Annotated in this window: 31 protein-coding genes and 1 riboswitch; of the genes, 18 read left to right on the top strand and 13 right to left on the bottom strand. The window is 50.3% G+C overall.

Annotated elements, in window-relative coordinates:
* Positions 1-18 precede the first annotated feature (18 nt).
* The 12 genes from MHN31_RS09585 to ung all read left to right on the top strand — a co-directional run bounded on the left by MHN31_RS09585 (position 19) and on the right by ung (position 10,073).
* On the top strand, positions 19-1,047 hold the full coding sequence (locus tag MHN31_RS09585; protein WP_239444157.1) for an FAD:protein FMN transferase: 1,029 nt from the start codon (positions 19-21) through the stop codon (positions 1,045-1,047).
* 109 nt (positions 1,048-1,156) lie between these two features.
* Entirely contained in the window at positions 1,157-1,369 is a 213-nt protein-coding gene (nqrM, locus tag MHN31_RS09590; RefSeq protein ID WP_010382924.1) for a (Na+)-NQR maturation NqrM, read from the top strand.
* A gap of 78 nt (positions 1,370-1,447) precedes the next feature.
* Positions 1,448-2,047 carry a histidine phosphatase family protein gene (locus tag MHN31_RS09595; RefSeq protein WP_275446780.1) on the top strand — a complete coding sequence of 200 codons (600 nt, stop codon included), beginning with the start codon at positions 1,448-1,450 and terminating at the stop codon, positions 2,045-2,047.
* A 29-nt stretch (positions 2,048-2,076) separates the two neighbouring features.
* Positions 2,077-2,196: riboswitch (cobalamin riboswitch) on the top strand.
* Between the two features lie 81 nt (positions 2,197-2,277).
* Positions 2,278-3,075: an ABC transporter ATP-binding protein gene (locus MHN31_RS09600; RefSeq protein WP_239444159.1), complete on the top strand. Its 798-nt coding sequence runs from the start codon at positions 2,278-2,280 to the stop codon at positions 3,073-3,075.
* Positions 3,072-4,064, top strand: a complete 993-nt coding sequence (locus tag MHN31_RS09605) for an iron ABC transporter permease (RefSeq protein ID WP_239444160.1) — start codon at positions 3,072-3,074, stop codon at positions 4,062-4,064. The genes MHN31_RS09600 and MHN31_RS09605 overlap by 4 nt, the downstream gene beginning before the upstream one ends.
* Before the next feature lie 16 nt (positions 4,065-4,080).
* Positions 4,081-5,148, top strand: coding sequence for a nicotinate-nucleotide--dimethylbenzimidazole phosphoribosyltransferase (gene cobT, locus MHN31_RS09610; RefSeq protein WP_239444161.1), 1,068 nt, complete (start codon positions 4,081-4,083; stop codon positions 5,146-5,148).
* Positions 5,141-5,917, top strand: a complete 777-nt coding sequence (locus MHN31_RS09615) for an adenosylcobinamide-GDP ribazoletransferase (RefSeq protein WP_239444162.1) — start codon at positions 5,141-5,143, stop codon at positions 5,915-5,917. The genes cobT and MHN31_RS09615 overlap by 8 nt, the downstream gene beginning before the upstream one ends.
* The gene (gene cobU / locus MHN31_RS09620; RefSeq protein WP_239444163.1) at positions 5,914-6,453 is read left to right on the top strand and encodes a bifunctional adenosylcobinamide kinase/adenosylcobinamide-phosphate guanylyltransferase; all 540 of its coding nucleotides are present in this window, start codon (positions 5,914-5,916) and stop codon (positions 6,451-6,453) included. The genes MHN31_RS09615 and cobU overlap by 4 nt, the downstream gene beginning before the upstream one ends.
* 2 nt (positions 6,454-6,455) lie before the next feature.
* A complete protein-coding gene (locus MHN31_RS09625) occupies positions 6,456-7,937 on the top strand; it encodes a cobyric acid synthase (RefSeq protein ID WP_239444164.1) in 1,482 nt (493 codons plus the stop codon).
* On the top strand, positions 7,934-8,533 hold the full coding sequence (cobO, locus tag MHN31_RS09630; protein WP_239444165.1) for a cob(I)yrinic acid a,c-diamide adenosyltransferase: 600 nt from the start codon (positions 7,934-7,936) through the stop codon (positions 8,531-8,533). Before MHN31_RS09625 ends, cobO begins: the two co-directional genes overlap by 4 nt.
* On the top strand, positions 8,533-9,411 hold the full coding sequence (locus tag MHN31_RS09635; protein WP_239444166.1) for a cobalamin-binding protein: 879 nt from the start codon (positions 8,533-8,535) through the stop codon (positions 9,409-9,411). Before cobO ends, MHN31_RS09635 begins: the two co-directional genes overlap by 1 nt.
* Before the next feature lie 2 nt (positions 9,412-9,413).
* Positions 9,414-10,073 carry a uracil-DNA glycosylase gene (gene ung / locus MHN31_RS09640; protein ID WP_239444167.1) on the top strand — a complete coding sequence of 220 codons (660 nt, stop codon included), beginning with the start codon at positions 9,414-9,416 and terminating at the stop codon, positions 10,071-10,073.
* A 45-nt stretch (positions 10,074-10,118) separates the two neighbouring features.
* Here ung and MHN31_RS09645 read toward each other — a convergent pair whose 3' ends face one another.
* Both MHN31_RS09645 and tal read right to left on the bottom strand, forming a co-directional pair.
* A complete protein-coding gene (locus MHN31_RS09645; protein ID WP_010382909.1) occupies positions 10,119-10,310 on the bottom strand; it encodes a DUF3545 family protein in 192 nt (63 codons plus the stop codon).
* 308 nt (positions 10,311-10,618) lie between these two features.
* Positions 10,619-11,569 carry a transaldolase gene (gene tal / locus MHN31_RS09650; RefSeq protein ID WP_239444168.1) on the bottom strand — a complete coding sequence of 317 codons (951 nt, stop codon included), beginning with the start codon at positions 11,567-11,569 and terminating at the stop codon, positions 10,619-10,621.
* Positions 11,570-11,870: 301 nt separating this feature from the next.
* Here tal and yaaA point away from each other — a divergent pair, with 301 nt between their 5' ends.
* The 3 genes from yaaA to MHN31_RS09665 are packed head-to-tail and all read left to right on the top strand — an operon-like array spanning position 11,871 to position 14,167.
* Positions 11,871-12,650 carry a peroxide stress protein YaaA gene (gene yaaA, locus MHN31_RS09655; RefSeq protein WP_138536289.1) on the top strand — a complete coding sequence of 260 codons (780 nt, stop codon included), beginning with the start codon at positions 11,871-11,873 and terminating at the stop codon, positions 12,648-12,650.
* Positions 12,651-12,699: 49 nt separating this feature from the next.
* Complete coding sequence (locus MHN31_RS09660) at positions 12,700-12,936, top strand: hypothetical protein (protein ID WP_239444169.1); 237 nt, start codon at positions 12,700-12,702, stop codon at positions 12,934-12,936.
* A 55-nt stretch (positions 12,937-12,991) separates the two neighbouring features.
* Positions 12,992-14,167, top strand: coding sequence for an MFS transporter (locus MHN31_RS09665; protein WP_239444170.1), 1,176 nt, complete (start codon positions 12,992-12,994; stop codon positions 14,165-14,167).
* A 92-nt stretch (positions 14,168-14,259) separates the two neighbouring features.
* Here the strand turns inward: MHN31_RS09665 and MHN31_RS09670 are convergent, their stop codons facing one another.
* Positions 14,260-15,054, bottom strand: coding sequence for a hypothetical protein (locus tag MHN31_RS09670; protein WP_239444171.1), 795 nt, complete (start codon positions 15,052-15,054; stop codon positions 14,260-14,262).
* Between the two features lie 135 nt (positions 15,055-15,189).
* A complete protein-coding gene (gene srmB, locus MHN31_RS09675; RefSeq protein ID WP_010382902.1) occupies positions 15,190-16,422 on the bottom strand; it encodes an ATP-dependent RNA helicase SrmB in 1,233 nt (410 codons plus the stop codon).
* A gap of 67 nt (positions 16,423-16,489) precedes the next feature.
* Between srmB and MHN31_RS09680 the strand changes: the two genes are divergently transcribed.
* Positions 16,490-17,188, top strand: coding sequence for a methyltransferase (locus tag MHN31_RS09680; RefSeq protein WP_194866494.1), 699 nt, complete (start codon positions 16,490-16,492; stop codon positions 17,186-17,188).
* Between the two features lie 134 nt (positions 17,189-17,322).
* Positions 17,323-17,856: a hypothetical protein gene (locus MHN31_RS09685; protein ID WP_239444172.1), complete on the top strand. Its 534-nt coding sequence runs from the start codon at positions 17,323-17,325 to the stop codon at positions 17,854-17,856.
* Between the two features lie 65 nt (positions 17,857-17,921).
* On the opposite strand, the gene MHN31_RS09690 is transcribed toward MHN31_RS09685, so the two are convergent.
* Positions 17,922-18,155, bottom strand: a complete 234-nt coding sequence (locus MHN31_RS09690; RefSeq protein ID WP_010382895.1) for a helix-turn-helix transcriptional regulator — start codon at positions 18,153-18,155, stop codon at positions 17,922-17,924.
* 198 nt (positions 18,156-18,353) lie between these two features.
* On the opposite strand from MHN31_RS09690, the gene MHN31_RS24220 reads away from it, so the two are divergent.
* The gene (locus tag MHN31_RS24220; RefSeq protein WP_275446781.1) at positions 18,354-18,479 is read left to right on the top strand and encodes a hypothetical protein; all 126 of its coding nucleotides are present in this window, start codon (positions 18,354-18,356) and stop codon (positions 18,477-18,479) included.
* A gap of 133 nt (positions 18,480-18,612) precedes the next feature.
* Here the strand turns inward: MHN31_RS24220 and MHN31_RS24225 are convergent, their stop codons facing one another.
* The 8 genes from MHN31_RS24225 to deoC all read right to left on the bottom strand — a co-directional run bounded on the left by MHN31_RS24225 (position 18,613) and on the right by deoC (position 26,580).
* On the bottom strand, positions 18,613-21,228 hold the full coding sequence (locus tag MHN31_RS24225; RefSeq protein WP_275446782.1) for a fibrinogen-like YCDxxxxGGGW domain-containing protein: 2,616 nt from the start codon (positions 21,226-21,228) through the stop codon (positions 18,613-18,615).
* A 252-nt stretch (positions 21,229-21,480) separates the two neighbouring features.
* A complete protein-coding gene (locus MHN31_RS09705; protein ID WP_239444173.1) occupies positions 21,481-22,065 on the bottom strand; it encodes a tail fiber protein in 585 nt (194 codons plus the stop codon).
* Between the two features lie 239 nt (positions 22,066-22,304).
* Positions 22,305-22,922 (bottom strand): tail fiber protein, encoded by a 618-nt coding sequence (locus tag MHN31_RS09710; protein ID WP_239444174.1) that lies wholly within the window; start codon positions 22,920-22,922, stop codon positions 22,305-22,307.
* A gap of 170 nt (positions 22,923-23,092) precedes the next feature.
* A complete protein-coding gene (locus tag MHN31_RS09715; protein ID WP_239444175.1) occupies positions 23,093-23,713 on the bottom strand; it encodes a tail fiber protein in 621 nt (206 codons plus the stop codon).
* Between the two features lie 120 nt (positions 23,714-23,833).
* Positions 23,834-24,334, bottom strand: coding sequence for a hypothetical protein (locus MHN31_RS09720; protein ID WP_125557943.1), 501 nt, complete (start codon positions 24,332-24,334; stop codon positions 23,834-23,836).
* Positions 24,335-24,554: 220 nt separating this feature from the next.
* Positions 24,555-24,809, bottom strand: coding sequence for a hypothetical protein (locus tag MHN31_RS09725; protein ID WP_239444176.1), 255 nt, complete (start codon positions 24,807-24,809; stop codon positions 24,555-24,557).
* 278 nt (positions 24,810-25,087) lie between these two features.
* Positions 25,088-25,816: a purine-nucleoside phosphorylase gene (gene deoD / locus MHN31_RS09730; RefSeq protein WP_239444177.1), complete on the bottom strand. Its 729-nt coding sequence runs from the start codon at positions 25,814-25,816 to the stop codon at positions 25,088-25,090.
* Entirely contained in the window at positions 25,816-26,580 is a 765-nt protein-coding gene (gene deoC / locus MHN31_RS09735) for a deoxyribose-phosphate aldolase (RefSeq protein WP_239444178.1), read from the bottom strand. Before deoC ends, deoD begins: the two co-directional genes overlap by 1 nt.
* Between the last annotated feature and the right edge of the window lie 212 nt (positions 26,581-26,792).

Here is a 26,792-nt window from a genome sequence, read left to right on the forward strand (position 1 = left end):
TGGTATGAAACACAAGGGATGACACTGATGCTAAGACAGAGCCAGTTCTGTTTCATTTTCTTATTAAGTATGCTGCTTGTGGCATGTGGCCAGGCAAACAAATCAGCTGAGCCTATTGTGTTACAGGGCAGTACGATGGGTACAACCTATAACATTAAGGCTTTTCCACAGCAAAGCATACTGACTAAAGAGCAGTTACATACTGAGGTTGAGGCCGCGCTTAAAGCGGTGAATCAATCTATGTCGACCTATATTCCGGATTCAGAGATCAACGAGTTCAATCGTCTGGCTGCCAACCAGGTCATGCCGATCAGTGATGATTTCAGGAAGGTGATTGCTGAGTCAATCCGACTGGGTTTGTCAACTCAGACACTGGATGTCACCATGGGACCTTTAATCGATTTGTGGGGGTTTGGCCCTGACAAGCGTCCGACCAAGCGACCTTCTGAGCAGCAGCTGGCGCAAATGCGTGAGCAAATTGGCCTCGATAAACTGACTCTGACAGAAGCAGGTTTGGCCAAAACGTTGGATCATCTGGAATTGTCTTTCTCTGCCACGGCAAAAGGTTATGGCATAGATAAAGTGGCGGAACTGATTGAGTCGCACGGTATCAGCAACTATATGGTTGAAATTGGTGGTGAGCTGAGATTGTCGGGCACTAAACCTGATGATGAGCCCTGGCGTATTGCCATTGAAAAACCGGATGCACCGGTTGGGCAACGACAAATCCATAAAGTGATTGAGCCAGGTAAGAACAGTGTTGCAACTTCAGGCGACTATCGTATTTTCTATGAAATGGATGGCGAGACCTTCACCCATCTGATTGACCCGGGCACGGGTAAGCCTGTTAAACACGACCTGGTGTCTGTAACTGTATTGCACCCATCTGCGATGACCGCCGATGGCCTCGCTACGGCCCTAACTGTGATGGGGACTGAACGGGCGAGAGCATACGCGGAGTTACATAACCTGCCAGTCTATTTGATCAGCAAAAGTGATGAAGGCCTGGAGGTTTACCCCAGCAGTGCGTTCATACCTTATTTATAATGAGATCTGCATCGCGAACGTTTTAACTTAGGTGCGTTTAGTTATATAATGAGCACAATTAACCGTCACCAGTCCGCGATAGCGGATGGATATGCAAAAGAGGCCTGAAATGTCACTATTTTTACTTACCTTTGGGTTGTTGTTATTGATCGCCGTTGCGATGGCAGTCGGGGTCATAGTACAAAAGAAATCAATGGCCAGCAGTTGTGGCGGTCTGGGCTCTATGGGTATCGACAAGATCTGTGATTGTGATGACCCGTGCGACAAACGTAAGAAGCGTCTCGCAAAAGAGCAAATGTGGAAAGAAAATCAAATTCTCTAATCCACTGACATCATCGAAAACGCAAGCCCTGGCTTGCGTTTTTACGTTTCGGACCCCGAATAACAGTGCCCTAGCTTAATGCAACGAACCCTGTATTTTATTCGCCACGGCGAACCCCGGGAAACCGGCCGTTTGCTCGGAAGTACTGATATGTCTGCAAGCGCGTCGGGCAATGAACAAGTGCATGCCCAACTCGAGGCGTGTGATGGGATTGCACAGGTGATTGCCTCTCCATTGCAGCGATGCCAGGCGGTCGCTCGTACGTTTTGTGAAACCACCGGTTTGCCACTGCAGATAGAGCCTCGACTCAGTGAAATGCAATTTGGTGACTGGGATGGTGAACGCTACGACGTGCTCTGGCAGTCAGCACGCGCACCTGGCATCGGCGACTTTTGGCAAAGCCCCTGGCAGCACACCCCGCCAAATGGGGAGTCCATGTCGGCATTCCATCTACGTTTATATGATTGGTGGCAGCAGTTCACCGCAAGCCCCTCATGTGAGCCTGTGGCGATTGTCACTCATGCGGGCGTTATTAAGCAATTACTGGCCATCTGGCTGGGCTTACCTGTTGAGTTTGATGGTCACTTGTCTCGTGCAGAGATCGGATACGCCAAAATGGTTAAAGTCTCGGTCTTCTTTGATGAGACCGGTCAAGCCTGGCCGAAAGTTGTGTTTTAGACGTCTGGACTTCATAATAAGGCCTAAATTTAGCATCGTATTGTATTGGCAGTCATTGGGAATGAGGTGTAAATCCTCAGCTGTCCCCGCAACTGTAATAGACTGAGAGTCTGAAGCCAGATACCAAGGCCAATACCTACACTTAAGCGGGCGCACTTAAGTCAGTTCAGAACGTCAGTCGTGACAACGCGAATGGCTGGCTCTGCGCTGCTGCCTGCATTTGAGGCGGTATGACTTCACCACAAATCTCCGTGCATAACCTGAATCTGACATTGGGTGACAAACCTATTCTGACAGCACTTAATTTTGCCATTCAACGTGGCCAGTTTATTGGTCTGATTGGGCCGAATGGGGCAGGAAAGTCCAGTTTATTACGTTGCCTTTATCGCTACTGGCATCCCAGCGAGGGGGAGATACGCTATGCCGGCAAACCTTTATCCGATTATCCTCGCCGTGCCTATGCGCGCCAGGTGGCGGTGGTATTGCAGGAGATCCCCAGCCAGTTCAACCTGGCGCTGTTCGAGGTAGTTGCCATGGGCGTGACGCCGCATAAAACGCTGTTTTCAGCTGTTAATACAAGGGATAAGCAACTGATCCTGGAAGCCCTTGAGCGGGTCGGCCTGAGCCACAAAGCACAACAGCAATTTGATGCTCTGTCGGGCGGCGAAAAGCAACGGGCGATGATCGCCAGAGCCATGGTACAGCAGCCTGAACTGCTGATCATGGATGAGCCCACCAGTCATCTGGATGTGAAGTATCAGATCCAGATCATGGAGCTGGCTAAGGCCATGGGGGTGACCGTGATTGCTTCATTTCATGATCTCAATCTTGCAGCGGCACTCAGCGATGAGTTGCTGGTACTGGAGCAAGGTCACTTGCTTGCTCAGGGAACCCCGTTAGAGGTGATAACGCCGGGCTTACTGAGTGATGTTTTTGGCGTCTGTGCTGACGTTGAGACAGTCCCCGGGCCAGATCGCAATGCGTCGGGTGTGCCACACATTCGTTATCACTATGGGTATCAACAATGAAGGCCTTGCTTATACCCGGGTTGCTCTGTGCCTGTTTGGCCAGCATGCTCACTGCACTGTCTGTCGGGGCGGTGTCACTTAGCTGGAGTGAGGTCTGGCAGGCTTTAAGCAGTTATGACAACAGTGTGCTGAATCAAAAGATTGTGGTTGAACTGCGATTACCACGTACCTTGCTGGCTTTTTTTGCGGGGGCCGGGCTGGCCATTGCCGGGCTTATTTTGCAAACCGTGACCCGCAACCCGCTCGCCGATCCGTATTTATTTGGCATTTCCTCCGGGGCGTCATTTGGTGTGGTGTTGTTGGTTGCATTATTTGGTGTACAAAGCGCACTGGCCTTATCCGGTGCGGCGTTTGCTGGCAGCGCAGTGGCCATGAGCCTGTTGTTGCTCATTGCGTTTCACAAAGGCACAGCACTGGTCGAGAACATGTTGTTGTCAGGTGTCGCGCTGACCTTTTTATTTTCTGCCTTTACCAGCTTACTGCTCTATTGGAGCGACCCGCAGGCCATAAGTGCCATTATATTCTGGAGTCTGGGCAGTTTCAGCCGTGCAGACTGGCAATGGCTGTGGTTACCCGCTCTGGTCGTGTCGATAGGCTGTACAGTGATGTTACTGATGCGCCGAAGCCTGAATGCGTTGTTAGTTGGTGATGAGAGCGCAGTAACCTTAGGTGTGAATGTACACAAGCTACGACTGGGCATGTTGCTCCTGGCATCTATGCTGACCGCCGTGATTGTCGCTGCCTGCGGTGGAGTTGGGTTTGTTGGCTTGATGATCCCCCATATTGTGCGCTTTTTTATTTCGCAGGTTCGTACACTGGGTATGTTGGCAACCGCTTTATCAGGTGGGCTCATGATGCTGTGGGTTGATGTGCTGGCCCGTACCCTGATAGACAATCAGGAGCTTCCGATTGGGGTGATCACCTCCGCCATCGGCAGTGTGTTTTTCTTATCGCTGCTAATCGCCAAAAAGCGCGCTGCCAGCATCTGACCTAACAGGAGACTTTATGATCCCACCACTCAATCGCCAGCATGACGCTTATATTCAGCACACCATAGATATGAAGACCAAACCTCAGGGCGCGCTGGGTAAGCTTGAGACATTGGCACATCAGCTAGTGAGCATTTTGAGTCAGGGCATGAGTCGCGCCCAACTTGAAGCCGAAAAACCCGCCATCGTGCGGCCGCAGATGTTGATATTTGCCGGCGATCATGGCATTGCTGCCGAAGGTGTTTCCATTGCACCCAGCGAGGTGACCGGTCAGATGGTAGCCAATTTTGCCACGGGTGGCGCAGCCATTAATGTCTTGTGTACTCAGCTTGGCTGGCAACTGAGTGTGATTGACTGTGGTATTTTGATACCGCCAGCTCCGGAGTTGGGTGTTGTATCACAGCGCCTTGGCCAGATTACCCGGCCATTACATATTGAGCCCGCTCTGAGCAAAGCACAGCTTGATCAAGGCTTATTGTACGGTCAGGAAGCTGTACAGGCGGCACTGGACTCGGGGTCAAACGCATTTGCGCTGGGCGAAATGGGGATCGGCAACACCACGGCCGCTGCGGCCATTTTCTCGGCTCTGAGTGGGTTGACTGGCGCTGAAACGGTTGGGCGTGGCACCGGCGTTAGTGCAGAAGTGGTGGAGAAAAAACAACAACTGATTGATCAGGCTCTGCTGTTACATGGTGACGCCCTTCATGATCCACGAGAGGTGTTGCGTCGCCTGGGCGGGTTTGAGATCTGTCAAATGGTTGGTGCTATGCTGGAAATTGCCCGTGCACAAAAGGTCATTCTGGTTGACGGCTTTATTGCAACAGCCGCGGCTATGCTGGCGTGTCGCATTGAACCTGCCAGTCAGGATTATATGGTGTTTGCCCATTGCTCAGGTGAGCAGGGACACCGGCGCATGCTGAATGAGCTAAATGCCGAGCCATTGTTGGATCTGAACATGCGCCTGGGTGAGGGATCCGGTGCGGCGATGGCATTGCCCCTGTGCCAAAGTGCGCTGGCATTTTACTATCAGATGGCCAGCTTTGAGTCGGCGGCTGTCACTCAGGTGGTAGACACCCATGAGTGAGCTAAGGCAATTCAAGCTGGCGGTGATCTTTCTGACCCGTATTCCCGTTAAAGTGTCGGGCGAGGTCAGCGAGCAGGATATCAACCAGGCCAGCGGCTACTTTGCCTGGGTTGGTGTGCTCTTGGGTGCCCTGTTAGCCTTTCTCTATGGTGTGTTAGCCTTTATGTTGCCAGCTGGCATTGCGGTAATAATAACGCTGAGCGCCGGGCTGATCATAACGGGTGCATTTCATGAGGATGGCTTTGCGGATGTCTGGGATGGCTTTGGCGGTGGCTGGAGTGTGGCCGATAAGCTCACCATTATGAAAGACAGCCGACTAGGCACCTATGGTGCGGCGGCATTGGTTCTGCTACTGCTTACCAAGTTTCAGGCATTACTCTCCTTAAGTGAGCAACTTGCTTATGTATGTGCAGCTATCCTGCTTGGCCATGGTCTGAGCCGGGTTATGGCCACCAGTATCATTGGTAAACTGGACTATGTTCAGGCAGATGCGCAAAGTAAAGTTAAGCCTGTTGCCCAGTTTCTTTCTACAAAAAGTAAGCAGTTACTTTATAGCTGTGGCTTAGTTTTATTAATAGTGAGCTGGTTTGCCGGACTGTTTACCCTATGGCAGAGCGTTGCGCTGGTTGTTGCACTGTGGTTATGCCGTACAGGCTGCGCTTACTGGTTTAAACGCCAGCTCGGCGGTTATACGGGAGACTGTCTGGGGGCGGCACAGCAACTGGCGGAAGTCACGGTGTATTTATTTTGTCTGGTGGTCTGGTTATGACGGGTCGGGTCGAATTTATTCTGGGTGGTGCGCGCTCTGGAAAGAGTCGGTTAGGTGAGCAAAGAGCCGAGCGCTGGCTCAGCGACGGTAAAGTGGCCCGGTTAATTTATCTCGCGACTGCACGACCCGGGGATGAGGAGATGGTTTCGCGGATCGCCCATCATCAGGCATCGCGCCCGGCATACTGGCAGCTTATAGAAGAGGCCTGGGCGCTGGATCAAGTGTTAGCCAGCCTTGCGTCCGATGATTGTGTGGTGATTGATTGTCTCACCTTGTGGTTAACCACGGCATTATGTGACTACTCCGACTCAGCATTTCAACACAAGCGCGCGGCGCTGCTGAGTGCTCTGCGTGCCACTCGTGCTCGGGTGATCCTGATCAGTAATGAGGTGGGCCACGGCATAGTGCCGCTTGGTGAACTCAGTCGCCGCTTTGTTGACGAATCCGGCTGGTTGCACCAGGACATCGCCGCTTTAGCAGACAGAGTCGATTTTGTGATGGCGGGTTTGCCACTGACGCTAAAAGGAGACAATTGAGTATGAACACGTTAATGGTGCAGGGCACAACGTCAGATGCCGGAAAAAGCACGTTAGTAGCGGGCTTGTGTCGGGCATTGCAGCGCCGTGGTATCGAGGTCGTACCGTTCAAACCGCAGAATATGGCGCTCAATAGTGCGGTTACTCCAGATGGCGGAGAAATAGGCCGTGCCCAGGCATTACAGGCCATGGCTGCAAAAGTACCCTTGAGCACAGATCTAAACCCGATTTTACTCAAGCCGAATTCAGATACGGGTGCCCAGGTCATTGTGCATGGCCGTGCGCTCAGTAATATGGAAGCCGCAGGGTATCATGACTACAAAAAAGTCGCGATGCAGGCGGTACTGACCTCACATTACAGGCTCAGTGAACAGTATAACCTTTGCGTGGTCGAAGGGGCGGGCAGCCCGGCGGAAATTAATCTGCGAGAGAACGACATTGCTAACATGGGGTTTGCCTGTGAGGTTGATTGCCCGGTGATCATCATTGCCGACATCGACAAAGGCGGTGTGTTTGCTCACCTGGTTGGGACCCTGGCGCTGCTGAGCGACTACGAGCAATCTTTAGTGAAAGGCTTCGTGATCAACCGGTTTCGGGGTGATATCGCGTTGTTACAGAGCGGGCTGGACTGGCTGGAGCAGCATACCGGCAAACCTGTGCTGGGTGTCTTACCTTACTTGCACGACCTGGCATTGGATGCGGAAGATGCCGTGACGATAGCAAATCGCATGAATAACCCCGAAATTAAAGTGGCCGTATTGCTGCTGCCACATATTAGCAATCACACCGATTTTGATACTTTGCGGTTAGATCCCAAAGTTGATCTGCGTTATGTGCGCCACACCGAAACCATAGGTGCAGCCGACTTAGTGATCATCCCGGGCAGTAAGAATGTGCTTAATGACCTGGCTTTTTTACGCGCAGAAGGGTGGGACAGTGAGTTGCGACGCCATCTACGTTACGGCGGCAAAGTACTGGGGATCTGTGGAGGATATCAGATGTTGGGGAATACCATTTGTGACCCTCAGCAGGTTGAGTCAACACAGGGTAGTATCCCAGGCCTGGCGATGGCAGATTTTGAGACCCAACTGACAACAAATAAAACCCTGACTCAGGTGCAGGCAAGCTGTTTGTTGAACGGTCAGCAGACCCATTTGAGCGGTTATGAGATCCATTGTGGGATCACTCAGGGGGCGGCCTTAGCGCGACCTTTTTTACAGTTTGACGCGCACCCATCAGGGTGGCAAGTTGATGGTTTTATCAGTGAGGATAACCAGCTGGCTGGCACCTATCTGCACGGACTGTTTGATAGTCCCGAGGGACTGACCAGTGTGTTGAGCTGGGCCAGCGATGGCCGCTACAGTGGCAGTGGATTCAACCTGGCAGAACACCGTGAGCAGCAACTGGAACGGCTGGCAGATATGTGCGAAACCCATTTAGACATAGATAAAATTCTGGCAATCAGTGAACAGAGGACAGCATGAGCGAACACAATCAGGATAAACATAAGGCAAGACAGCAAAAAGTGAAAGAGCAGGTCGATGCCAAAATCGAGCAGGCACAGGAAGAAAAAGGCATCTTGCAGGTGATCACTGGCAATGGCAAAGGCAAGTCTACCTCAGGCTTTGGCACGGTTGCACGGTGTGTGGGCCATGGCATGAATGCCGCTGTAGTACAGTTTATTAAAGGCATGTGGGAATGCGGTGAGCGTAATTTGCTGGAACGTGCGGGTGTGCCGTTTGCTGTGATGAAAACGGGCTTCACCTGGGAGACACAAAACCGCGAGACAGATACCCAGGCGGCGCAGGCCACCTGGCAACAGGCAAAGCAGTGGTTGCAGGATGACAGTATCGATCTGGTCCTACTGGATGAACTCACTTATATGGTCAGCTACGACTATCTTGATCTGGATGAAGTGATTACGGTGTTGGAAAATCGCCCAGCGATGCAGTCGGTGATCATTACGGGTCGTGGGGCACATCGTCGTCTGACAGAGTTGGCCGATACGGTCAGTGAAGTACGTAACGTGAAACACGCGTTTGAAGCGGGGATCAAAGCACAAAAAGGGTTCGATTTCTGATGAAAGCAGTCCTGAATATCTGGCTGGGTATGCTGGTTTGTCTGACTGCAAGTCAGGTCTGTGCAGCTCAGGCTTCTGAACAGCCGGCTAAACGGATCGTGGCTCTGGCACCGCATATTGTCGAGAACTTATATGCTATAGGGGCTGGCGAGCGGATTGTTGGGACCGTCGAGTATGCGGACTTCCCAGCTGAGGCCAACCAAATTCCCCGTATTGGGGGTTATCATGGTATTGCGCTGGAAAAGTTACTGGCCTTGTCGCCCGATCTGGTGATTGCCTGGCAGGGTGGCAATCAACAAACAGAGCTGGATAAGCTTGAGCAGCTAGGTGTGAATGTGGTGTACAGCGAAACCAAAGCCTTGCAACAGATCCCGCATTCTCTGCGCTGGCTGGGCCAGTTAACCGGGCTGGAAGAGAAGGCTGAGCAAGTAGCCCGGCAGTTTGAGCAAGGTATGGCTGAACTGCACAAGGAGTATCGTTCTGCAGCGCCTTTGTCCGTGTTTTATCAGCTATGGCCAGCTCCGATGATGACGGTCAATGGCACCACCTGGATCCATCAGACGCTTGAGGTGTGTGGGGCCAGTAATGTGTTTGCCGATGCAACGACATCCTATCCGCAGATCAGTATCGAAAATGTGCTCCTGAAACACCCGCAGGTAATAGTGATCCCGCAGGAAAAATCTAAACAAGTCCAGCCCACCATAGACTGGCATAAGTGGCCAGAAATCCCGGCAGCCAAACATGAACAATACATTGAGGTGAATGCGGATCTGCTACACCGTTATACGACCCGTGTGCTTGAAGGGTTAACTCAGTTATGTGATAAACTGGATGCTTCGCGAACTTACTATCAGCAACTTAAACTAGCCGGGAAATAAATATGACAACCTGGAATGACGTGCTCGGGCACGAAAAACAACAAACGTATTTTCAGGACACCCTGAACTATGTCGCCGAGCGTCGGGCGCAGGACGTTACCGTCTATCCTCCTGAGGATTTGGTGTTTGAGGCATTCAAGGCCACGCCGTTCGATCAGGTCAAGGTTGTGATCCTGGGACAGGATCCCTACCATGGACCAAACCAGGCACACGGGTTGTGCTTCTCTGTACTGCCAGGTGTTAAGGTGCCCCCGTCATTGGCCAACATGTATAAAGAATTGGCACAGGACATCGCGGGTTTCCAGATCCCCAATCATGGCTATCTGCTACCCTGGGCTGAGCAAGGCGTACTGCTACTCAATACTGTGTTAACAGTCGAGCAGGGACAAGCACACTCCCACAAACACCTCGGTTGGGAACGCTTTACCGATGCCGTTATAGAGCAGCTCAATCAGCGCACTGAGGGCGTGATCTTCCTGCTTTGGGGTGCACATGCACAAAAGAAGGGCAAAGCGATCGACACACAACGTCATCACGTATTGCACGCACCACACCCTTCTCCGCTTTCAGCACACCGCGGCTTTTTCGGTTGTCAGCACTTTTCGCAAACCAACACGCTATTGCAAAGCATGGACAAAACGCCCATCAACTGGCAAGTCTGAGTTTAGATTTAAAAAACAAAAAAGGCGCTCAATGCGCCTTTTCAGTTAAATAAAGTCAAGCTCGTCCAGATCGATGCTGTCTGCGAATATGTCCAGTTCTTCCAATTCCTTACGCAGGCGTTGTTTGTCCTTCAGCGCTTCAATTTCGCGCCACTTTCTTTTTTTGCCTTTAGATGAGGTTCTTTTCTTTGGTGCAGGACTTTCTAGTGTTGAAATAAAATCGTCTAGGCTATCCATGAATTTCTCCTATTGATGTACTAACCTCAAAGATTTGTGTTTACGCATTACTCAATTTGAATGAAAAACACACTTCAAGTAATGCTGGTATACCACAGACAGGAGAAAAGTAAAATAAAAATGTGTCCGTTAGGTTAAAAGCAGGTGACAGTTTGATGAAGCTCAAATTTGCTTCAAGTTTTGCCGAGGCCAGAAGAACAGAGTGCTGCGAGCGGGGAGGTGGATGCATTGGGTCATCAATTTCAGGGCACAAAAAAACGCCACATCAGGTGGCGTTTTTTAATCAATATGCTTAGTGCAGTGTCTGCTTACAGCGCCTTAAAGCGAGTTTCCAGCGTTTCCTGGGCAGCTGCAAATGCACGAATACCTTCAGCCAGCTTTTCGGTGGCCATGGCATCCTGGTTGTGTAACCAGCGGAATTCGCTTTCGCTCAGCGGAGCAGGTTTAGCCACAACTTCGTAGTTGTTGTCTAGCAGGTACGCTTCAGTGGCTGGCAATTCACCCAGTTCCTCTAGCAAAGCAGGGCTGATAGTCAGTTTGTCACACCCTGTCAGGGCTACGATTTCGCCTGTGTTACGGAAGCTGGCACCCATTACAACGGTGTTATAACCGTGGCGTTTGTAGAATTCGTAAATGCTGCGTACTGACTGTACACCCGGGTCTTGCAGTGGATCAGTCGGCTTTTCCAGACCATTGGCCACGTGCCAGTCAAGGATCCGACCTACAAAGGGTGAGATCAGGAATACATTTGCGTCAGCACATGCGCGTGCCTGAGCCTGGCTGAATAGCAAAGTCAGGTTACATTTAACGCCTTGCTTTTCCAGAGCTTCTGCGGCTTTAATGCCTTCCCAGGTAGACGCGATTTTGATTAAAATTTTGTCTTTGCTGACACCCAGTTGCTCATACAGCGCCAGTAACTGCTGCGCTTTAGCAATGGTCGCTTCGGTATCGAACGATAAGCGTGCATCGACTTCGGTTGAGATATAACCCGGTACAATGTTAGCAATCTCTTTACCAAGCAGAACGGCAAAGTAATCACAAGCCAGTTCCAGTTGTTGTGCCGCATCGTCATGCTGGCTCTTAGCGTAGTTCCAGGCTGCTTTCAGGTAATCCTGATAAGCAGGCATCTCGGCTGCTTTTAATAGCAGAGACGGGTTAGTGGTGGCATCTTCCGGTTGGTGTTTACGGATTGCCTCGATATCTCCGGTGTCGGCGACGATAGATGAATGCTGTTTTAGCCTATCTAATGCTGAAGTCATGCTGTCCTCATTCCAATTCATTGCAGCGTGTCAAAAAGTCTACTGTCCCTATGTTGCATTACCGTGACCTGTGTGAATAGGTCATATGTCCTTATCTGCGAGGTCGTGCCACGAGAAAGTCCGAATGCGTGATGCGGGGGCGCACTTCGTCAGTCGGGGGTCTGCGTGACGAACTGCAAACAGGCTGGTCTGCCAGCAACTGGGCAAGCAGTGTCGAGCCCCCGAAAAATATTGCGCTTGCGCTCACCGGGGGATAGTGTTGAAATTGACATTTATCAATAGTTAAGTCAATAGGCAGGCCATGATCACTCTCGTTTCCCCGGCAAAAAATCTCGATTATGATACCCCGGCGCACACCGCGCGTTTTACCCAGCCCGAGTTGCTCACGCACAGTGAAGAATTGATTAGCGTGTGTCGTGACTTGTCGCCGCAACAGATTGGCACCTTAATGAAGATCAGTGACAAGCTGGCGGGCCTCAATGCCGCGCGCTTCGCCGAGTGGTCACAACCTTTCACCTCTGATAATGCTAAACAGGCTGTGCTGGCCTTTAATGGTGATGTGTACACTGGTCTGGATGCATCGAGTATGGACGACGCCACATTGGATTATGCGCAGCAACATTTGCGTATTCTGTCTGGCCTTTATGGGGTACTGAAGCCATTGGACCTGATGCAGGCGTATCGTCTGGAAATGGGCACTAAGCTGGATAATCCGCGCGGTAAAAACCTCTATGAATTCTGGGGCAGGATCATTGCCGATAAGCTTAATGAAGCGCTGGAAGCGGCCGATAGTCAGGTACTGATTAATCTGGCATCCAATGAATATTTCAAAGCGGTAGATAAAAAGGCACTCAAAGCTGAGATTATTTCGCCTGTGTTCAAAGACTGCAAAAATGGTCAGTTCAAGGTCATTAGTTTCTATGCCAAAAAAGCCCGCGGCATGATGGCTCGGTATATTCTGGACAATCAGGTGGAATCACCGGAGGCACTGAAGGCGTTTGATGTTGCAGGCTATTACTACAGCGAAGAAGCAACGCAAAAAGCCAGTGAGCCGGTATTTTTGCGCGCAGAGCAAAACTAGTTCGGAGTCTGAGACGATGAGCAGGATAAGGATAATCAGAGGCTTAGGTATGCTTGCTGCAATAGGGGTGGTGGCAGGGTGTCAGGGCCAGCTCAATACGCGTGTTGGCGGTGTGCAGGTAGAGTGTGAGCACAATGAACGCGCCTGCTTACAACATTGCCAGGAAGATTATATCAGCGCAGATCCACTGCAAACGCAGTGTATCCAACGCTGTTATGAGCAGGCGAATCAATGTCGTTTGAGTAAGCCTGCTGAACCCAGAACAAACTCGCCTGAGTGGGAGTGATCCCCTCTGCTTTGGTGTATAAACACCGTGTCTCTCATCTTTGGAGTATGTCTCATTGAATAAAAATGTCTTGCTGCTGGCCTGTTGTCAGGGCCTGATCACAACAGGGAACATCCTGCTTGTGACCATTTCCGCATTGGTGGGTCAGTTGTTGAGCCCGTCGGCGGCGCTGACCACTTTGCCGGTGGCAATGCAGATGGCTGGGCTATTAATGGCGACCATTCCGGCGTCGCTGATTATGGCGAAAACCGGACGCAAACTGGGGTTCTCATTAGGCAATCTGATTGGTATTAGTGGTACTTTGCTGGGGGTCTGGGCGCTCAGAGAAAGCGACTTTGCACTTTTTTGTGTGGCGACCACTTTAATAGGGATAGGGATCGGCTTTGCCACCTTGTATCGATTTGCGGCCATAGAAGCCAGTGATAAGCCCGCCACGGCCATTTCGATCATCATGGCCAGTGGTGTTGTCGCAGCGGTTTTAGGGCCGAACCTGGCCGTCTGGGTGAACGAGGTGTATCCGGCATTGAATTATGCCAATTCCTTTGTGGCACTCAGTGGGTTGTACATTCTGGCTTTGCTATTGTTGCAGGGCGTGCGCTTTACTGAGGTCGACACACACTCCTCCCAGGCACCGGCCCGGACATTGAAAGAAATTATGACACAGAAGCAGTTTCAGCTGGCGGTGCTGGTGGCCATGATCAGTTATTCCGTCATGAACTTTTTGATGACTGCGACGCCATTGGCCATGCATCGTCATGGATTTGATCTCGCAGACTCTGCGCTGGTCATTGAATGGCATGTACTGGGGATGTTTTTGCCGTCTTTCTTTACCGGCAAGCTCATTGAGCGCTTTGGCGCGCGAGTCATGATCCTTGCCGGCTGTGTGCTGTATCTGATCTGCGCCGGGATTAACCTGCTGGGGTTGACGCACTGGCACTTTTTGTTGGCTTTATTTGCGCTTGGTGTGGGCTGGAATTTTATGTTTATCAGCGCCACACAACTGGTGAGTCAGACTTATGCGCCGCAGGAGCGTGCCAAAACACAAGCCTGCAACGAGTTTTTGGTCTTCAGCATGGTGGTGGCATCGTCACTCAGCGCTGGGTTTTTGGAAGCCACCGCAGGCTGGCAGGCGTTAAATGTGTGGAGTATGCCAGTGGTGTTAGTTGCGCTGATTGCGACTGTTTTATTGTCCAGAGGAGCTGCCCCACTAACACGTTCAGCGGCTGGCTGAGGTTGTGTGGCTGGCGCTAAATGTGTGGTGCATGTCGGTGATTTTGGTCGCTCTGATTGCGACCGTTTTATTGTCCAGAGGAGCTTCGCTACTCACACGTTTACCGGCAGACTGAGATAAGCAAGCACCACTTCATCGCGAAAGCCGATGTCCTGATGTTTACCTTCGTTGCGATAGTGCCGGCACATGGCCACTGCATCCCGTGTTTGTGCTTTCAATAACGGGCTGGGCATATCAACGCGAAGTGCGGCGCGGTGCCATTTCTCAGTTAATTCGTCAGGAGGGGAGGGCAAAGAGGGCAGCACTTGCTCTACCAGCTCAAAGGCACTGTCCTGAGCAACAAGTATCATATCGTCGTTGGCGGCGGCAAACCAGCTAACACCGGCTTTGTTCACACATACTAAAGGGATAAAAGGGGCCAGAGCCGGGAAAATATCATTGCGATATATATCGACCTCCCAGTAGCTGCGAGCGATTTTAACGAACTGCTCAAAGCTGGTGATGGCACCAAACCCAGATTCTGCGAGTAAGCGGATCTCCGCCCGCGGTTTATTGGGATTGACGGTATCATTGGCTGCATCTATGTACCAGGGCCCAACCACCAGCGCATTCTGAAAGTATTCATCGCGCAAAGATCCCCATACCGGTTCGAGCGTCAGGCCACTGTCCAGCAGCGCTTTAAGCGGTTGTAGTGCCACGTCGACCTGCGGTTTGGCCAGAGCCAATTTGAGTGCATCATGAATGGCATTACGGACTTCTTTGCACCGTCCCAGTGGGTAGGGTTTACCTGCAAAGGTCGGGTATTTCTGCGCTAATGTGGGATCGATATTAAGACGCAAATGGGCCAGGTAGACTTCCAGGGCGGTAACTTGGTCGGGTGTGAGCATTGGGCTTCCTGCGATAGAGCATGTTTATACGCAAGTGTAACTGCTTGCTCCATGTGAGAAAAGGGGCCTGAATATAAAGGGTGATGGTCTGAGCAAAAAGAAAAAGGACGTCTCAGACGCCCTTTCGCTTATGGGTTACTTTTTCTTTTTTGTTTTGGCCTTAGCGGCTTTTTTCTTCGCTTTGATTTTGACCGGATCTTTTTTCTTTTTCGGTAACTTGGCTTCTTTGTGTTTCGGCTCCAGCCCTTCAACCACACGGCGTTTCAACTTTTGCTCCGTGTAGCGCTCAACTTTACCCAGGATCTCGGCATCATGGGCTTCAACCAGTGATATGGCGGTGCCTTTTTTACCGGCACGACCGGTACGGCCAATACGGTGTACATAAATGTCGGCAGTACGCGGCATATCAAAGTTAATCACATGGCTGATATCCGCGACGTCGATACCACGCGCCGCCACATCGGTGGCGATCAGGATGCGGGTGCGACCACTGTGGAAGCTGGCCATGGCGGCCATGCGCTTGTCCTGGGGCATTTCTCCGCGCAACCAGGTGGTCTTAATGTCCTGGGTATACAGCTCGCCAACCAATTTTTCCAAACGCTCACGGGTCTTCACAAACACGATGGCCTTGGTCACTTCTTCGCTTTGTAGCAGGTTAGCGAGAATGGCCAGCTTGTGCTGATAGTCATCTGCCAGGTGGATCCACTGGTGGATTTTGCCCTTTTCTTTACGTGATGACTCGGCCTCAAGTAGTGCCGGATCTTTTAAGATACGCTCGGCAAACAGCTCGACGCTGTCACCTTCCAGCGTGGCAGAAAACAGGAAACACTGACGGCGGTTCTTTGCTTCGTTGCAGATCTTAAGCATTTCTTTTTTAAAGCCCAGGTCTAGCATGCGGTCGGCTTCATCGAGGATCAGCAGCTCAACATTGTCGGCATGGAAGTTTTCGGTCTCAAGATATTCCATCAGTCGGCCTGGTGTGGCTATCAGAATGTCGTTGTTCTTTTCGAAGATTTCTTTGTGACTACCATAGTTAATACCACCGGTTACCACACCGATTTTCAGGTGCGTGCCTGCTGCCAGTGCTTCGCATTGCTCAAACACCTGATAGGCTAGCTCACGGGTGGGCGTCATGATAAGTACACGGGCAAAGCCGGGATCGCGACGCGGAAAATCCATCAAATACTGAATTGCCGGGATCAGGAAGGCTGCTGTTTTACCTGTGCCCGTTGGCGCAGACGCCAGTATATCACGGCCCATCAGAGCCTCCGGAATGGCCAGCTGTTGAATGCTGGTGGCCTGCTCAAAGCCCATTTTTTTTATGGCAGTCAGTAGCGTGCCGTCGAGATCGAATTCAGTAAATTGCATAGTGCATCACAAATAAAGGACAATAGCGGAATTATACTTGGCAATCCGGGTTTCTCAAAGGAGCAAAATGGCAGGCTTTGCATTTAAGCAATTTACGGTGGCACAATCGCGTAGTGCAATGAAGGTATCGACCGATGGGGTGTTATTCGGCGCCTGGGTTTGCGTGACGGGCACACAACGCATGCTGGACATCGGTGCTGGTACCGGGTTACTGAGCCTGATGTGCAAGCAGCGCGCTCCATCACTGATGATCGATGCGGTTGAGATTGATGCGCAGGCCTGTCTGGATGCCCGAGACAACGTCCATGCCAGCCCCTGGCAGGGTATTCGGGTGCACCAGACTCCCATTCAGACATTTACTGCAGATCAGCCCTATGATTTGGTGATCAGCAATCCACCGTATTTTAATCACAGCTTAAAAGGGCCGAATGTTGCCCGAAATACCGCCCGCCATACTGACAGTCTGAGTTTTTTGCACTTGATTGAGGCGTTTAAGCTGCACAGTCACGCACAAGGTCGGCTTGCGGTCATTTTACCGGCTAAGGAAGGACTTGCGTTTATCGCACTGGCACAGCAGCATGGCTTGTACCTTGCTCGTCGCTGTGATGTCACGATGACGCCTGGCAAGCCCGTTAGCAGGCTGATGCTGGAATGGCAACGAGCACAGACTGGTCTGGTTCAGGAAGCCTTGTGTGTGAGAACGCAGGATGGCGCATACAGCGCAACGTTTATTGATCTGTGTCGTGATTTTTATCTAAAAATGTGACCCTCAATGGCGGCGTAATGGGCACTCATGCAGTAAGCTTATGTAATATCTAAGCAGTGTGAAAAACGCTAGACTCGCAAATATCGATAAAAGACTGAACTGGATCATTCCGGACTCAGTGCAAGGAGCCGATCATGGATCAAGATACTCAAATCATTTGTAACTTTCTGAGCGATATTAACTTGCCCCATGCGCTTTGCCCCGTGGAAGGTAAGATGTTCCTGCCGGGCCTGCAAATTGTGCATGGCGTGCTCCACATAGACATAGATAAGCTGGTTTGTCCCGGAGACATATTACATGAAGCAGGACACATTGCGGTATGTGAACCGATTTTTAGGCCTCAGCTGCATGAAGACGTTTATAAAAACGGGCTTAAAAATGGGCGCGAAAAACAAGCGATGGAAGGCGAAGAAATGGCCGCAACTGCCTGGTCCGTCGCCGCGATTTGGCACCTTGGGCTGCACATAGATCTGGTGTTTCCGGAAAACAGTTATCAGGGAATGAATCAGGCACTGAAAGAAAACTTCGAAAAGGGTGGAATATTTGGCGATCCGCTGCTGACGGCCTGGGATATGACCTGTCCGGATAAGGGCTTTCCTACCATGACAAGTTGGATCAGGGAAGTGCGCTGGTTGAATGAGTTACCAGAGCCGCTGGCACAGGCTTAATGAGAGGATGAGTACAATTAAAAGTCCTCAGAGCTACTCGCGCGGAGTGCTCTGAGGGCAGAATATCAGGCCTGGCCGTGCTGACGTATCTTAGTCAGAAAATCTGAAACATCGACAGAGCAGAAAGTGACCATGGCAAAAAATTGGTTGAGTTTTGGTTGACCCACATCGCGCTCCCAATTTTCATATGTTTTACGACACACGCCAAGCTGAGTCGCCATTGCTTGTGTTGTCACACCTTTATTTTTTCTCAACTTCCTGAGGTCATCACCAGTGATGTAGCGGGAAAAAAATTCCATATTGTTAGTTCCTTTGATTATTGTTTTAAAGGTAAAGCCGGGTGGGGTTGATGCTATTTTACGTATGATCTAAAAGACACCAGCCCGGACGCCTATTGCTATTTCCTGCAATGGGTAATTTGTAACTCAGATTGCAATGAAAAAAATAATAATGTGCAACTTTTTTCAGGTTATGAAATGATTCATCAGGCTTCTCTGATGCGGCGACAAACAGTTAAGTACTTATCTATCGGCAGACCCGATGTATTCTATGCAGCCATGGTGGCGGATGTACAGGGTGATGAGGGCAATCAAGTGGCTGAGTGCATTGCATCATTCAATTGATGACAAAGGTTTGGAAGGCGACTGGGTTTGACCAGCCGTTATTACGTTGTGTGTTTTCCTGCATGGTTCTGAAGATTAGTTAAGAGGTTAACGGTGCTGTCTAATGTGTTTATTAAACAGCACCTGTTGTGTGTTATTTAATATAGTACTTCAGCACATCTTGTTCTGTGTGAGAATACAGTGTTGAGTACGGCCAGATGGTAAATTGTCGCTCCGGATTGCCATTAAAAATAGCCGCACCGGCAATATCCCATTGATAGTATCCAGTATTATCGGCAAGCTGCGCCATGGTGAAAGTGCCGCTATCGACATAACTACAGGGCACGCCGGTGGGCTCAGATCTGAAAATATTCAGACCCTCTATATGAGGGGTGTTGTCGAAAGTTGCCGTTAAGTCTGCCGCGGTGTCGTCCAGTAGTCCCTGACATCCTACGCCAGTTGGGTTGGTGACATTGAACGCCGAAATCATCGATACTTTGCTATGCTCATCAACAAACATCAGTCCTTCCGTCATCGCAGCGCGCAGTGCCTGCCATCTTGAAGACTCAACCACACCATATTGATCGACTCTGACAGGCTCACGGATCAGCTTTCGCTCAATACCATCGGCATGGTTGGCAAACAGTGTCCAGCCACCGCCCAGGGTTTCCATATCACAATACGCCACAAACGGGGCAACACTGCCCGCGCCATCCGGGTCTATGGTGTAGTAGCCTGACTGGCTGGTCGGGTTGGTTTGTTGAATATCATGGCAGGTTTTACCCTGTGCCTGCGGGCTGTTATCGGCAAATTCGTCGATAAAAAAGCCGTAATATTCCATTTCATCGATTTGAGTATAGTCGCCAGAACCATGGGTGCTCAGCACCAGTAACCGGAAGCTGCTCCCCAACGCCGCTTTAGAGAGCTTAACCTGACTGGTTCCTTTTTCCATCGTAATGGTTTCATGATCGGTGAACGTGATGCCATCGTCTGATACCTGAAAAATCACCTCTTTGGGTGTCCGGGGCGAAAACTCTGCGTGCTTCATCGACACCTGAGTGCTGAACCCGGTGATCACGGCTTTTCTGGCAAAAGAAACCTGCAACCACTCGTTGCTGTTGGTTGGGCCAAGCCAGATCCCGTGCGTCAGCAGTTCACCTGCCTGAGGGTTAATTTTCGGATTTGGATCCGTGTAATACAGGTGGCCGTCAAATGCACCAGCCGGACTGAACTGGTTAACGGTGCCACTGGCGGTGTAATTACCCGGTGAGAGTGAATTCGTGTAGACCAGGGCAATGTTATTATTGGCGCCAGTGGTATCACCATCGGTGACAACCGGGCGGGAGAGTGTCAAGTCTTCAAAGTGACAGAAGTACTGGATAGCAGGTGCACCACCGGGGCCGTCCGCATCAATCAGATATAAGTTGGATGTTGCAGTTGGGTCACTGAGAGTAATGCTTTCACAGCTGATCCCATCACTGGGATACACTTCCTGATTGAGGACGTTGACCATGTCGAGTAACCGGGCGTATTTGGCTTCCAGAGACTGACTGGCATTGTCGACATACCGTTTGGTAACCAGATGGTTTGGTGCGATAGGATCGTTGGCGATGGCATTACCAATGACTTCCAGCGCTGCACTGGGTGACTGGGTGCCCACACCGACTGAAACGGTGGTTGATACGGTTGTTGCACCATCACGCCAGTGTGTGGTGCCAGGCAGACCCTGATCTCCTTTGGGTCCTTGCAGGCCTTGTTCACCTTGTGGCCCCTGTATGCCTGGTTCTCCTTGTTGTCCACGCTCACCTTGTGGCCCTTGCAAACCTTGTTCACCTTGTGGCCCCTGAAGCCCTTGCTCACCCTGTAAACCCTGTTCACCTTGTAACTCGCGCCAGAGTGCGCCATCACAGCTAAAAATTTGCTTATCTACACTGCTGTAGTATATCGAGCCTGTGTGCTCTGGGTTGCAAGGGACTGGTGCACTGGCATTGGGCGTTAATCTCAGGGCGCCGGGTATTTCCAGGTTGGCCTGCGCCAGTGGCTCAAATAATGCCGGGTAACTGTTGGGATCAGTGGGGTCAGTATTGGCCAGAAACTCAGCTAAGTTACTGGCGCTATCCTGATCTACATCTGCACCGGCATCACTTGCATCTGCCGGATTGAGTCCATAGCGAATTTCCCAGTCATTGGTCATGCCATCGCCGTCATCATCCAGTGGTTTAGCCAGGCTAACTACGGAGACGGCGTCTACATCAATAGTATTGGCATCAATGCTGGTATTGTGTATTTCCAGTGCCATCGTATCTGTTAACTCAGCAAGCGCACGATGCGCCTCGGTCGGCTCAAAGGTCACATTGAGCTGGACAAATGCCCCTTCGACTAACGTGAGGTCAGGAGTGACATCAACAAAGTGCTCTGCAATGCGAAAGCCAACTCTAAAGTTGGCCGGGTTAACACTGGCGCGCACGCCCAATTTAGCCTGGATCATGTAGTTGTTGGTTAAACTCAATGGCACAGGCAGGGCCTGGCTCAGGGATGCACCCTGACCAATGAAGGCGACGTTATTTACGGCCTGATGATCGGCATAATGAGTTGCGGAGAGGTTAATGATCCCCGCCTGACTATCGGAAAATGTCCAGACATCAGAGGTGTGGCTTAACTGTGCTTCAGCCAGTGTTTGTTGCTCGAACTGGCCATCCTGTACCAGTTCAGTTCCCGATGCGTGCCAGCATAATGTGGCGAGCATGGCAGGTAACACTCGTTTTTTCATGTTTTTTCCTGTGTAAGAGTAGAGTTGGATTAATGTGCGATGAATATTGTACAGGATTACGAATTAATGGTTGCTATATTTTTTTTTGCCATTCTTTAGTATGGTTTTTGTTGCGCGGTTGGAGTCATTGTCGTGTGAGCGTGAAGCAACAGAGAGGGTCTGCGAATCGATGAGTTTGTTGAAGGTGATTGGGAACGTCGAGTAAGAAGAGTGACAGGCCAATCCGGGTGCATTGCACCCGGTTAGTATTGATTAAGCGCGCCTAGGGTAGGCACCCAGAATACAGATCTGCCAGCCAATAGCTAAATAGGGGCTGAGAACACTAAATGGTTGACTTCCACCGGCATTTTTAAGTTGTATCTGTGTTTCGACACTTTTACTGGCCGTCAAAAGTTCTGGACTCTCAAAACCAGAAGGAACAAAAAACTGTTCGTCACTATCGAGATTTGAGGGCGCAAAATAACTTGGGTCCTCTTTAATAGGTTCAAAAGTGTTGCCATAGTTCGCTGCTAAGTGAAGCTTGGTATCAGCTTCGGCAACATGTGTGTGACTAGGCATGTTCATATAAGAGAGCAGGGCTTGCTCTATGCCTCCTATTTGCCCCAGCTTGTATTCCGATAACCCGGGTCCTTGTCCAAATCGTATCGGGCTTCTGCCACGCAAATCCGGAGTTGCAAATGTGCTGCGCCCATCTCCACCGTATTTGTTGCCTAATATAGTAAACAGTGCCTGATTCTGGTTGACTGACATAAGGCTACCATCGCATGGTGCGTAACCTTCTACAGTAAAGTCACCGCCATACGGCATCATATCACCCTGGTATGCTTCAACTTGCATGATTCTACCTCTCTGTAATGTTGTTTAAATTGCGATAATAAGTACATCAGATGGATGCAATGAATGGTTGTGCCCGAAGGAGTATGGGAGGCACCAGCAGATGAAATCCAATGCACTGCCTGTTGCCGACAATGAAGTCACCACCTGGCTCTCTGTCAAGGCAATACGATATCGCTTTATAACCTTAATAATTCACATCAGGAGGATCGCCTCCCGATGCGAAGTGGTCTAATTAGCCATTATGCGCGGGATGGAAACAGTCCATTCAAGCACATTTGCCAGTTAACCGTGGTAAACGGGCTTAGCAAGCTAACTTCCTGTCCTAAACCTGTGTTGTTTACCGTGACTGTTGCGTTGTCTACGACCGATTGTACCTGCACTTCTGGTCCCTGGATCTCTACCAGTTGCTCTGCTTCAAATGCACTGGGCACAAAGAAGCTCGAATCCTGCGGTCTACCAAGGTAAGCAGCTGCAGTTGGTGCTGGGTTATTGGCATTGTTGGAGGCCACAGATAGGGTGGCCGTGGCGGCACTGGATACACCAACAGTGGCGGTTGCTGTATGAGAGTGTGCGGGGAGCTGTGCGGTTGTCAGTTGGACTGATTCGCTGCCGCCTTTGCTACCTAACGGATAGTAGGATAAGCCCGGTGCTTGTCCTTTACTGACAGGGCTTCTGCCACGCAGGTCTGGCATCGCAAAGGTGCTTCTACCATCGCCACCATAGAAGGTACCCAGGATGGCATACGTTGCTGAGTATTGTGAGATTGAAATGAGTTGCCCACCACACTCTGCGAATTGGCGTACTGCAAAGTTACCTGTAAACGGCATCATTTCACCGATAAATGCGTCGGCAGCCATAACACGCTCTCCCTAAATCATTGTTGTTAAAAACGTTATAGTCAAAATCAACCATACCTCATCCTTTTTCAGAAGTATATTACTTTGTATTACAGCACATACCAACAACGTCATTGGCAAGTTTTAACGGATGCGAGCCGATAAACGCTGTTGATTGAGCTTAGTTCTGATCAGGGGCGTGGCGGATAGATGTTGTCTGCACAAATGAGCCAGTTTACAGCCTGAACCGGATTGCGGATATCAACAGACTCGTTCTGACCTGTATCATGCAACTCAACGTTGGCCCAGGCCGAAGACTGAACGTCTACATTCATTCCTTTGACCTTAACCGGTTGAACAGCCTCAAATGCACTTGGCACAAAGAAGCTTTGATCCTGTGGTTTGCCGAGGAAAGCGCTGATATTGGGGGCTGGTGTGTTTGCATTATTGTTCGCAACAGACATGGATGACGTCGCCCCGCTATTGAGGGTCGGTGCCTGAGCCGATGCGGTGTGATTGTGTGTCGGTAAGTGATATTCAGTGAGTGTTTTTTCTTCAATGCCACCGATCATACCGATTTGATAGTCATACATTAAGTCGGGTGCCTTTCCGTGGCCAACAAGGCTGCGGCCGCGCAGATCTGGCATGGCAAAGGAGACCCGGCCGTCACCACCATAAAAGGTACTCATTAATGAGTAAAGGGCCGTAAACTGCCCTATGCTGATTAGCTGGCCGTCACATGCCAGATACTCTCTTACGACAAAATTACCGGCAAAGGGCATGAGTTCGCCCGTAAATGATTCTGTTGACATAAAACAATCCCTAGCGCTTTGATATTAGATACTTACATCAATCTTTATCCTACATGCTCGAATGCCGCAAGTATATTACTTTGTATTACAGGGGGTGCAAGAAGCGCGTTGGGATTAGGCTTAAAGCTGATGTGCTTCTATGTCAATAGCCGCTATTCTGTAGGCTGCTTTGAGCATCACAATGAGTGCAACCACATTAAATACCAGGCTAAAAATGGCTTCAAATGCCATAATATCAATATTGAATGTGCTCAAATACCTTGTGATTTGATCAACAATCTCGATGGCAATGCCTATCACAATCAGCATAAAACCATAGTATTCAGAGGTCGCATTCAGCGCACTGTGTTGCTCAAGCGTTGGGTCGTTTTTACTTTCCAGCATGCGTTTTGAAAAAATTTTCCGGCCATCCATGATAGCACCAAAGCCAATCAGCAAAATGGTAATGGTCGACTCGTTTTCAATGACTTTCTGATAGCCATGCTGATCCATATGGCCCAGCAGATAGCGTATGTCTTCTGCGGTGATACTACCAACCAGCAGGCTGATCAGCACCAGTGGAAACAGTAAAAATCCCCGGTTGAGTACAACCGCATAAATGATCTGTCGGGTTTTGGTCATAATTTTAAAAGTGTGTAATTAAAGAAAAAACGGGCTCTTAGGCTTTATGCTAGCGTGGTGCATTTTAGATATCAGCGATAAAGTCCCGGCTCAGGGAGGAGAGTATAAAACAGGTCGGGGTAAAAAAGTATCATGATTTGGCTATCAGACACGCCGTGACTCGCTGTTTTTGGTCAAAGAAGCTTGCGTTAGCAGGCTTCATGAAGTGTATCGTAACTGATTAGTCAGAATACACGGCGGCAACTTTTACCCAGGCTCCGCCCGCTGTGCATCCCGATATCGACAGTGTGACTTTCGTTTTTGATGCATGTGCTGCAAGCAAGGTGGACTTAAGAATTGGATCTGCCGATACATTACCTGCCCAACCATTAAACCCAGGGCACGCCTGTTTAGCAGAGTCATTGTAATTTTTGTCTAGTCTTACGGCAATACTACCCGTTTCACTGGCAAAAAGTTTGATGATTTTGCCGCTCATTTCGAAACTAGCAAGTGCTGAGCCAGAGAAGAGTAAAGCGGCAATGGGTAAAAGTGTTCTTATAGTAATACTCCCAAATTGTGGTTGTGTATGTTCCTTTCTCGGGGATGGTAACAGCGCCAGTAGCAGTTCGCAATGGATGGTGTCTGGGTCGCAGATTTGGGTATTATCTTTAGTGAAGGAAACAGCCGTTGAATTGTTTCGTGTTTGGCAAAAAGTTATGGCAACGAACAGGCTATTAGGGTGTGCCTGCTGGCACACCAGGTAATGGACTGTGATTATATTTCTTTTGCTGTCAGAAGTGCCAGTTGGATCATCTCTTCGAAGGAAGATTGCCTGGCGTCACTGCTCAGGTGTGTATCCAGGGTAATGTGGTCTGCAACCGTTAAAATGGTCAGTGCCCTGGCACCATATTGCGCGGCGACACCATATAATCCGGCCGCTTCCATTTCTACGCCCAGGATCCCCATGTTATCCATCAGCTCAAACATGTCTGGCTGTGGCGTATAAAACAGGTCGGATGAAAAAACATTGCCAACCTGTACTTTTAGCGTCAGTGCTGAGGCGCTGTGGACACAGGCGTTGAGCAGGCCGAAGTCGGCAATGGCTGCAAAGTCATGATCCTTAAAGCGCATTCGGTTCACCTTTGAGTCGGTACAGGCACCCATGGCAATAATAATGTCGCGCAGTTGCACGTGCCTGGAAACGGCCCCGCAGCTGCCTACGCGGATCAGGTTTTTCACCTTGTATTCGGTGATTAACTCTTTGGCATAAATGGAGCAGCTGGGGATCCCCATGCCTGTGCCCATCACCGAGAGTTTGCGACCCTGAAAAAAGCCCGTGTAACCAAGCATATTACGCACGGTGTTGACGACTTTAACATCATCCAGAAAGTGCTCTGCAATGAATCTGGCGCGCAGAGGATCGCCCGGCAGCAATACTGTGTCAGCAAATGCATCGTCAGGCGCATTAATGTGAACCGTACCATGCGGGTTAGTGTGCATCATCAGTAACCTCCCTTGTCTTCGCAGGGCGCACCTGTCAGGGTTGAGCGTACATCATTGAGCAAGCCAGAAGCGCCAAATCGGAAGTGCTGCTTGTTCACCCAGTCCGGGCCCATAATTTGCCTGGCTTGAATCAGATAAGCTTGAGCATCGGAAACTGTGCGTACGCCCCCAGCGGCTTTAAAGCCTACTTCTTTGCCACTATTCTTGATGGCATTGAGCATCACCTGCGCAGCCTCTAAGGTGGCATTTACGGCAACTTTGCCGGTACTGGTTTTAATAAAGTCAGCCCCGGCATTGATTGCGATGCGCGATGCTTGTTCAATCAAGTGTGACGTTGGCAGCATACCGGACTCAATAATGACTTTGAGTTGCACGTGTGTACCACAAGCCTGCTTGCACTGCTCGATAAGCTGATGGCCGATGTCAGCGTTACCAGCCATCAGAGCTGTGTAAGGAAAGACCACATCGATCTCATCGGCACCAAGTGCAACAGCTGTGCGAGTTTCTTCAACTGCTTTGACTATGTTGTCGCTACCGTGCGGAAAATTCGTGACAGTGGCGATGCGGACCCCTGTGGCCAAGTGTTGTCTGGCCAGTGCGATATGTTGAGGGTAAATACAAACCGCAGCCACATTGCCTAATGCTGAGCTGGCCTGCTGGCAAAGCTGGATGATATCTTGGTCGCATTCTGTGCCAGTCAGGCTGGTCAAATCCATACAATCCAGTGCCAGTTGTGCGGCTTCTTTGCGTGTTATTGAAGACATAGGAAACTCCTGATGTGCTGCCAGGATAACCGGCAGCAAAGAACCACTAACCCGAAAGGCGAGGGGAGGACATTCGTTGGGTCTTGCTCACTCGCACTTTGGGTACTCGAGTGGACTTGGTTCCGTGAAGACGCATCCCGGCGGACACGTTAATTCCATTTAATCACCGCTGTATTGTCAGCGAGTTGGCTTATATTTACTAGTCTAAAGGC

The organism is Pseudoalteromonas sp. McH1-42 (genome assembly GCF_022347845.1).
GTDB classification, from domain to species: Bacteria; Pseudomonadota; Gammaproteobacteria; order Enterobacterales; family Alteromonadaceae; genus Pseudoalteromonas; species Pseudoalteromonas rubra_D.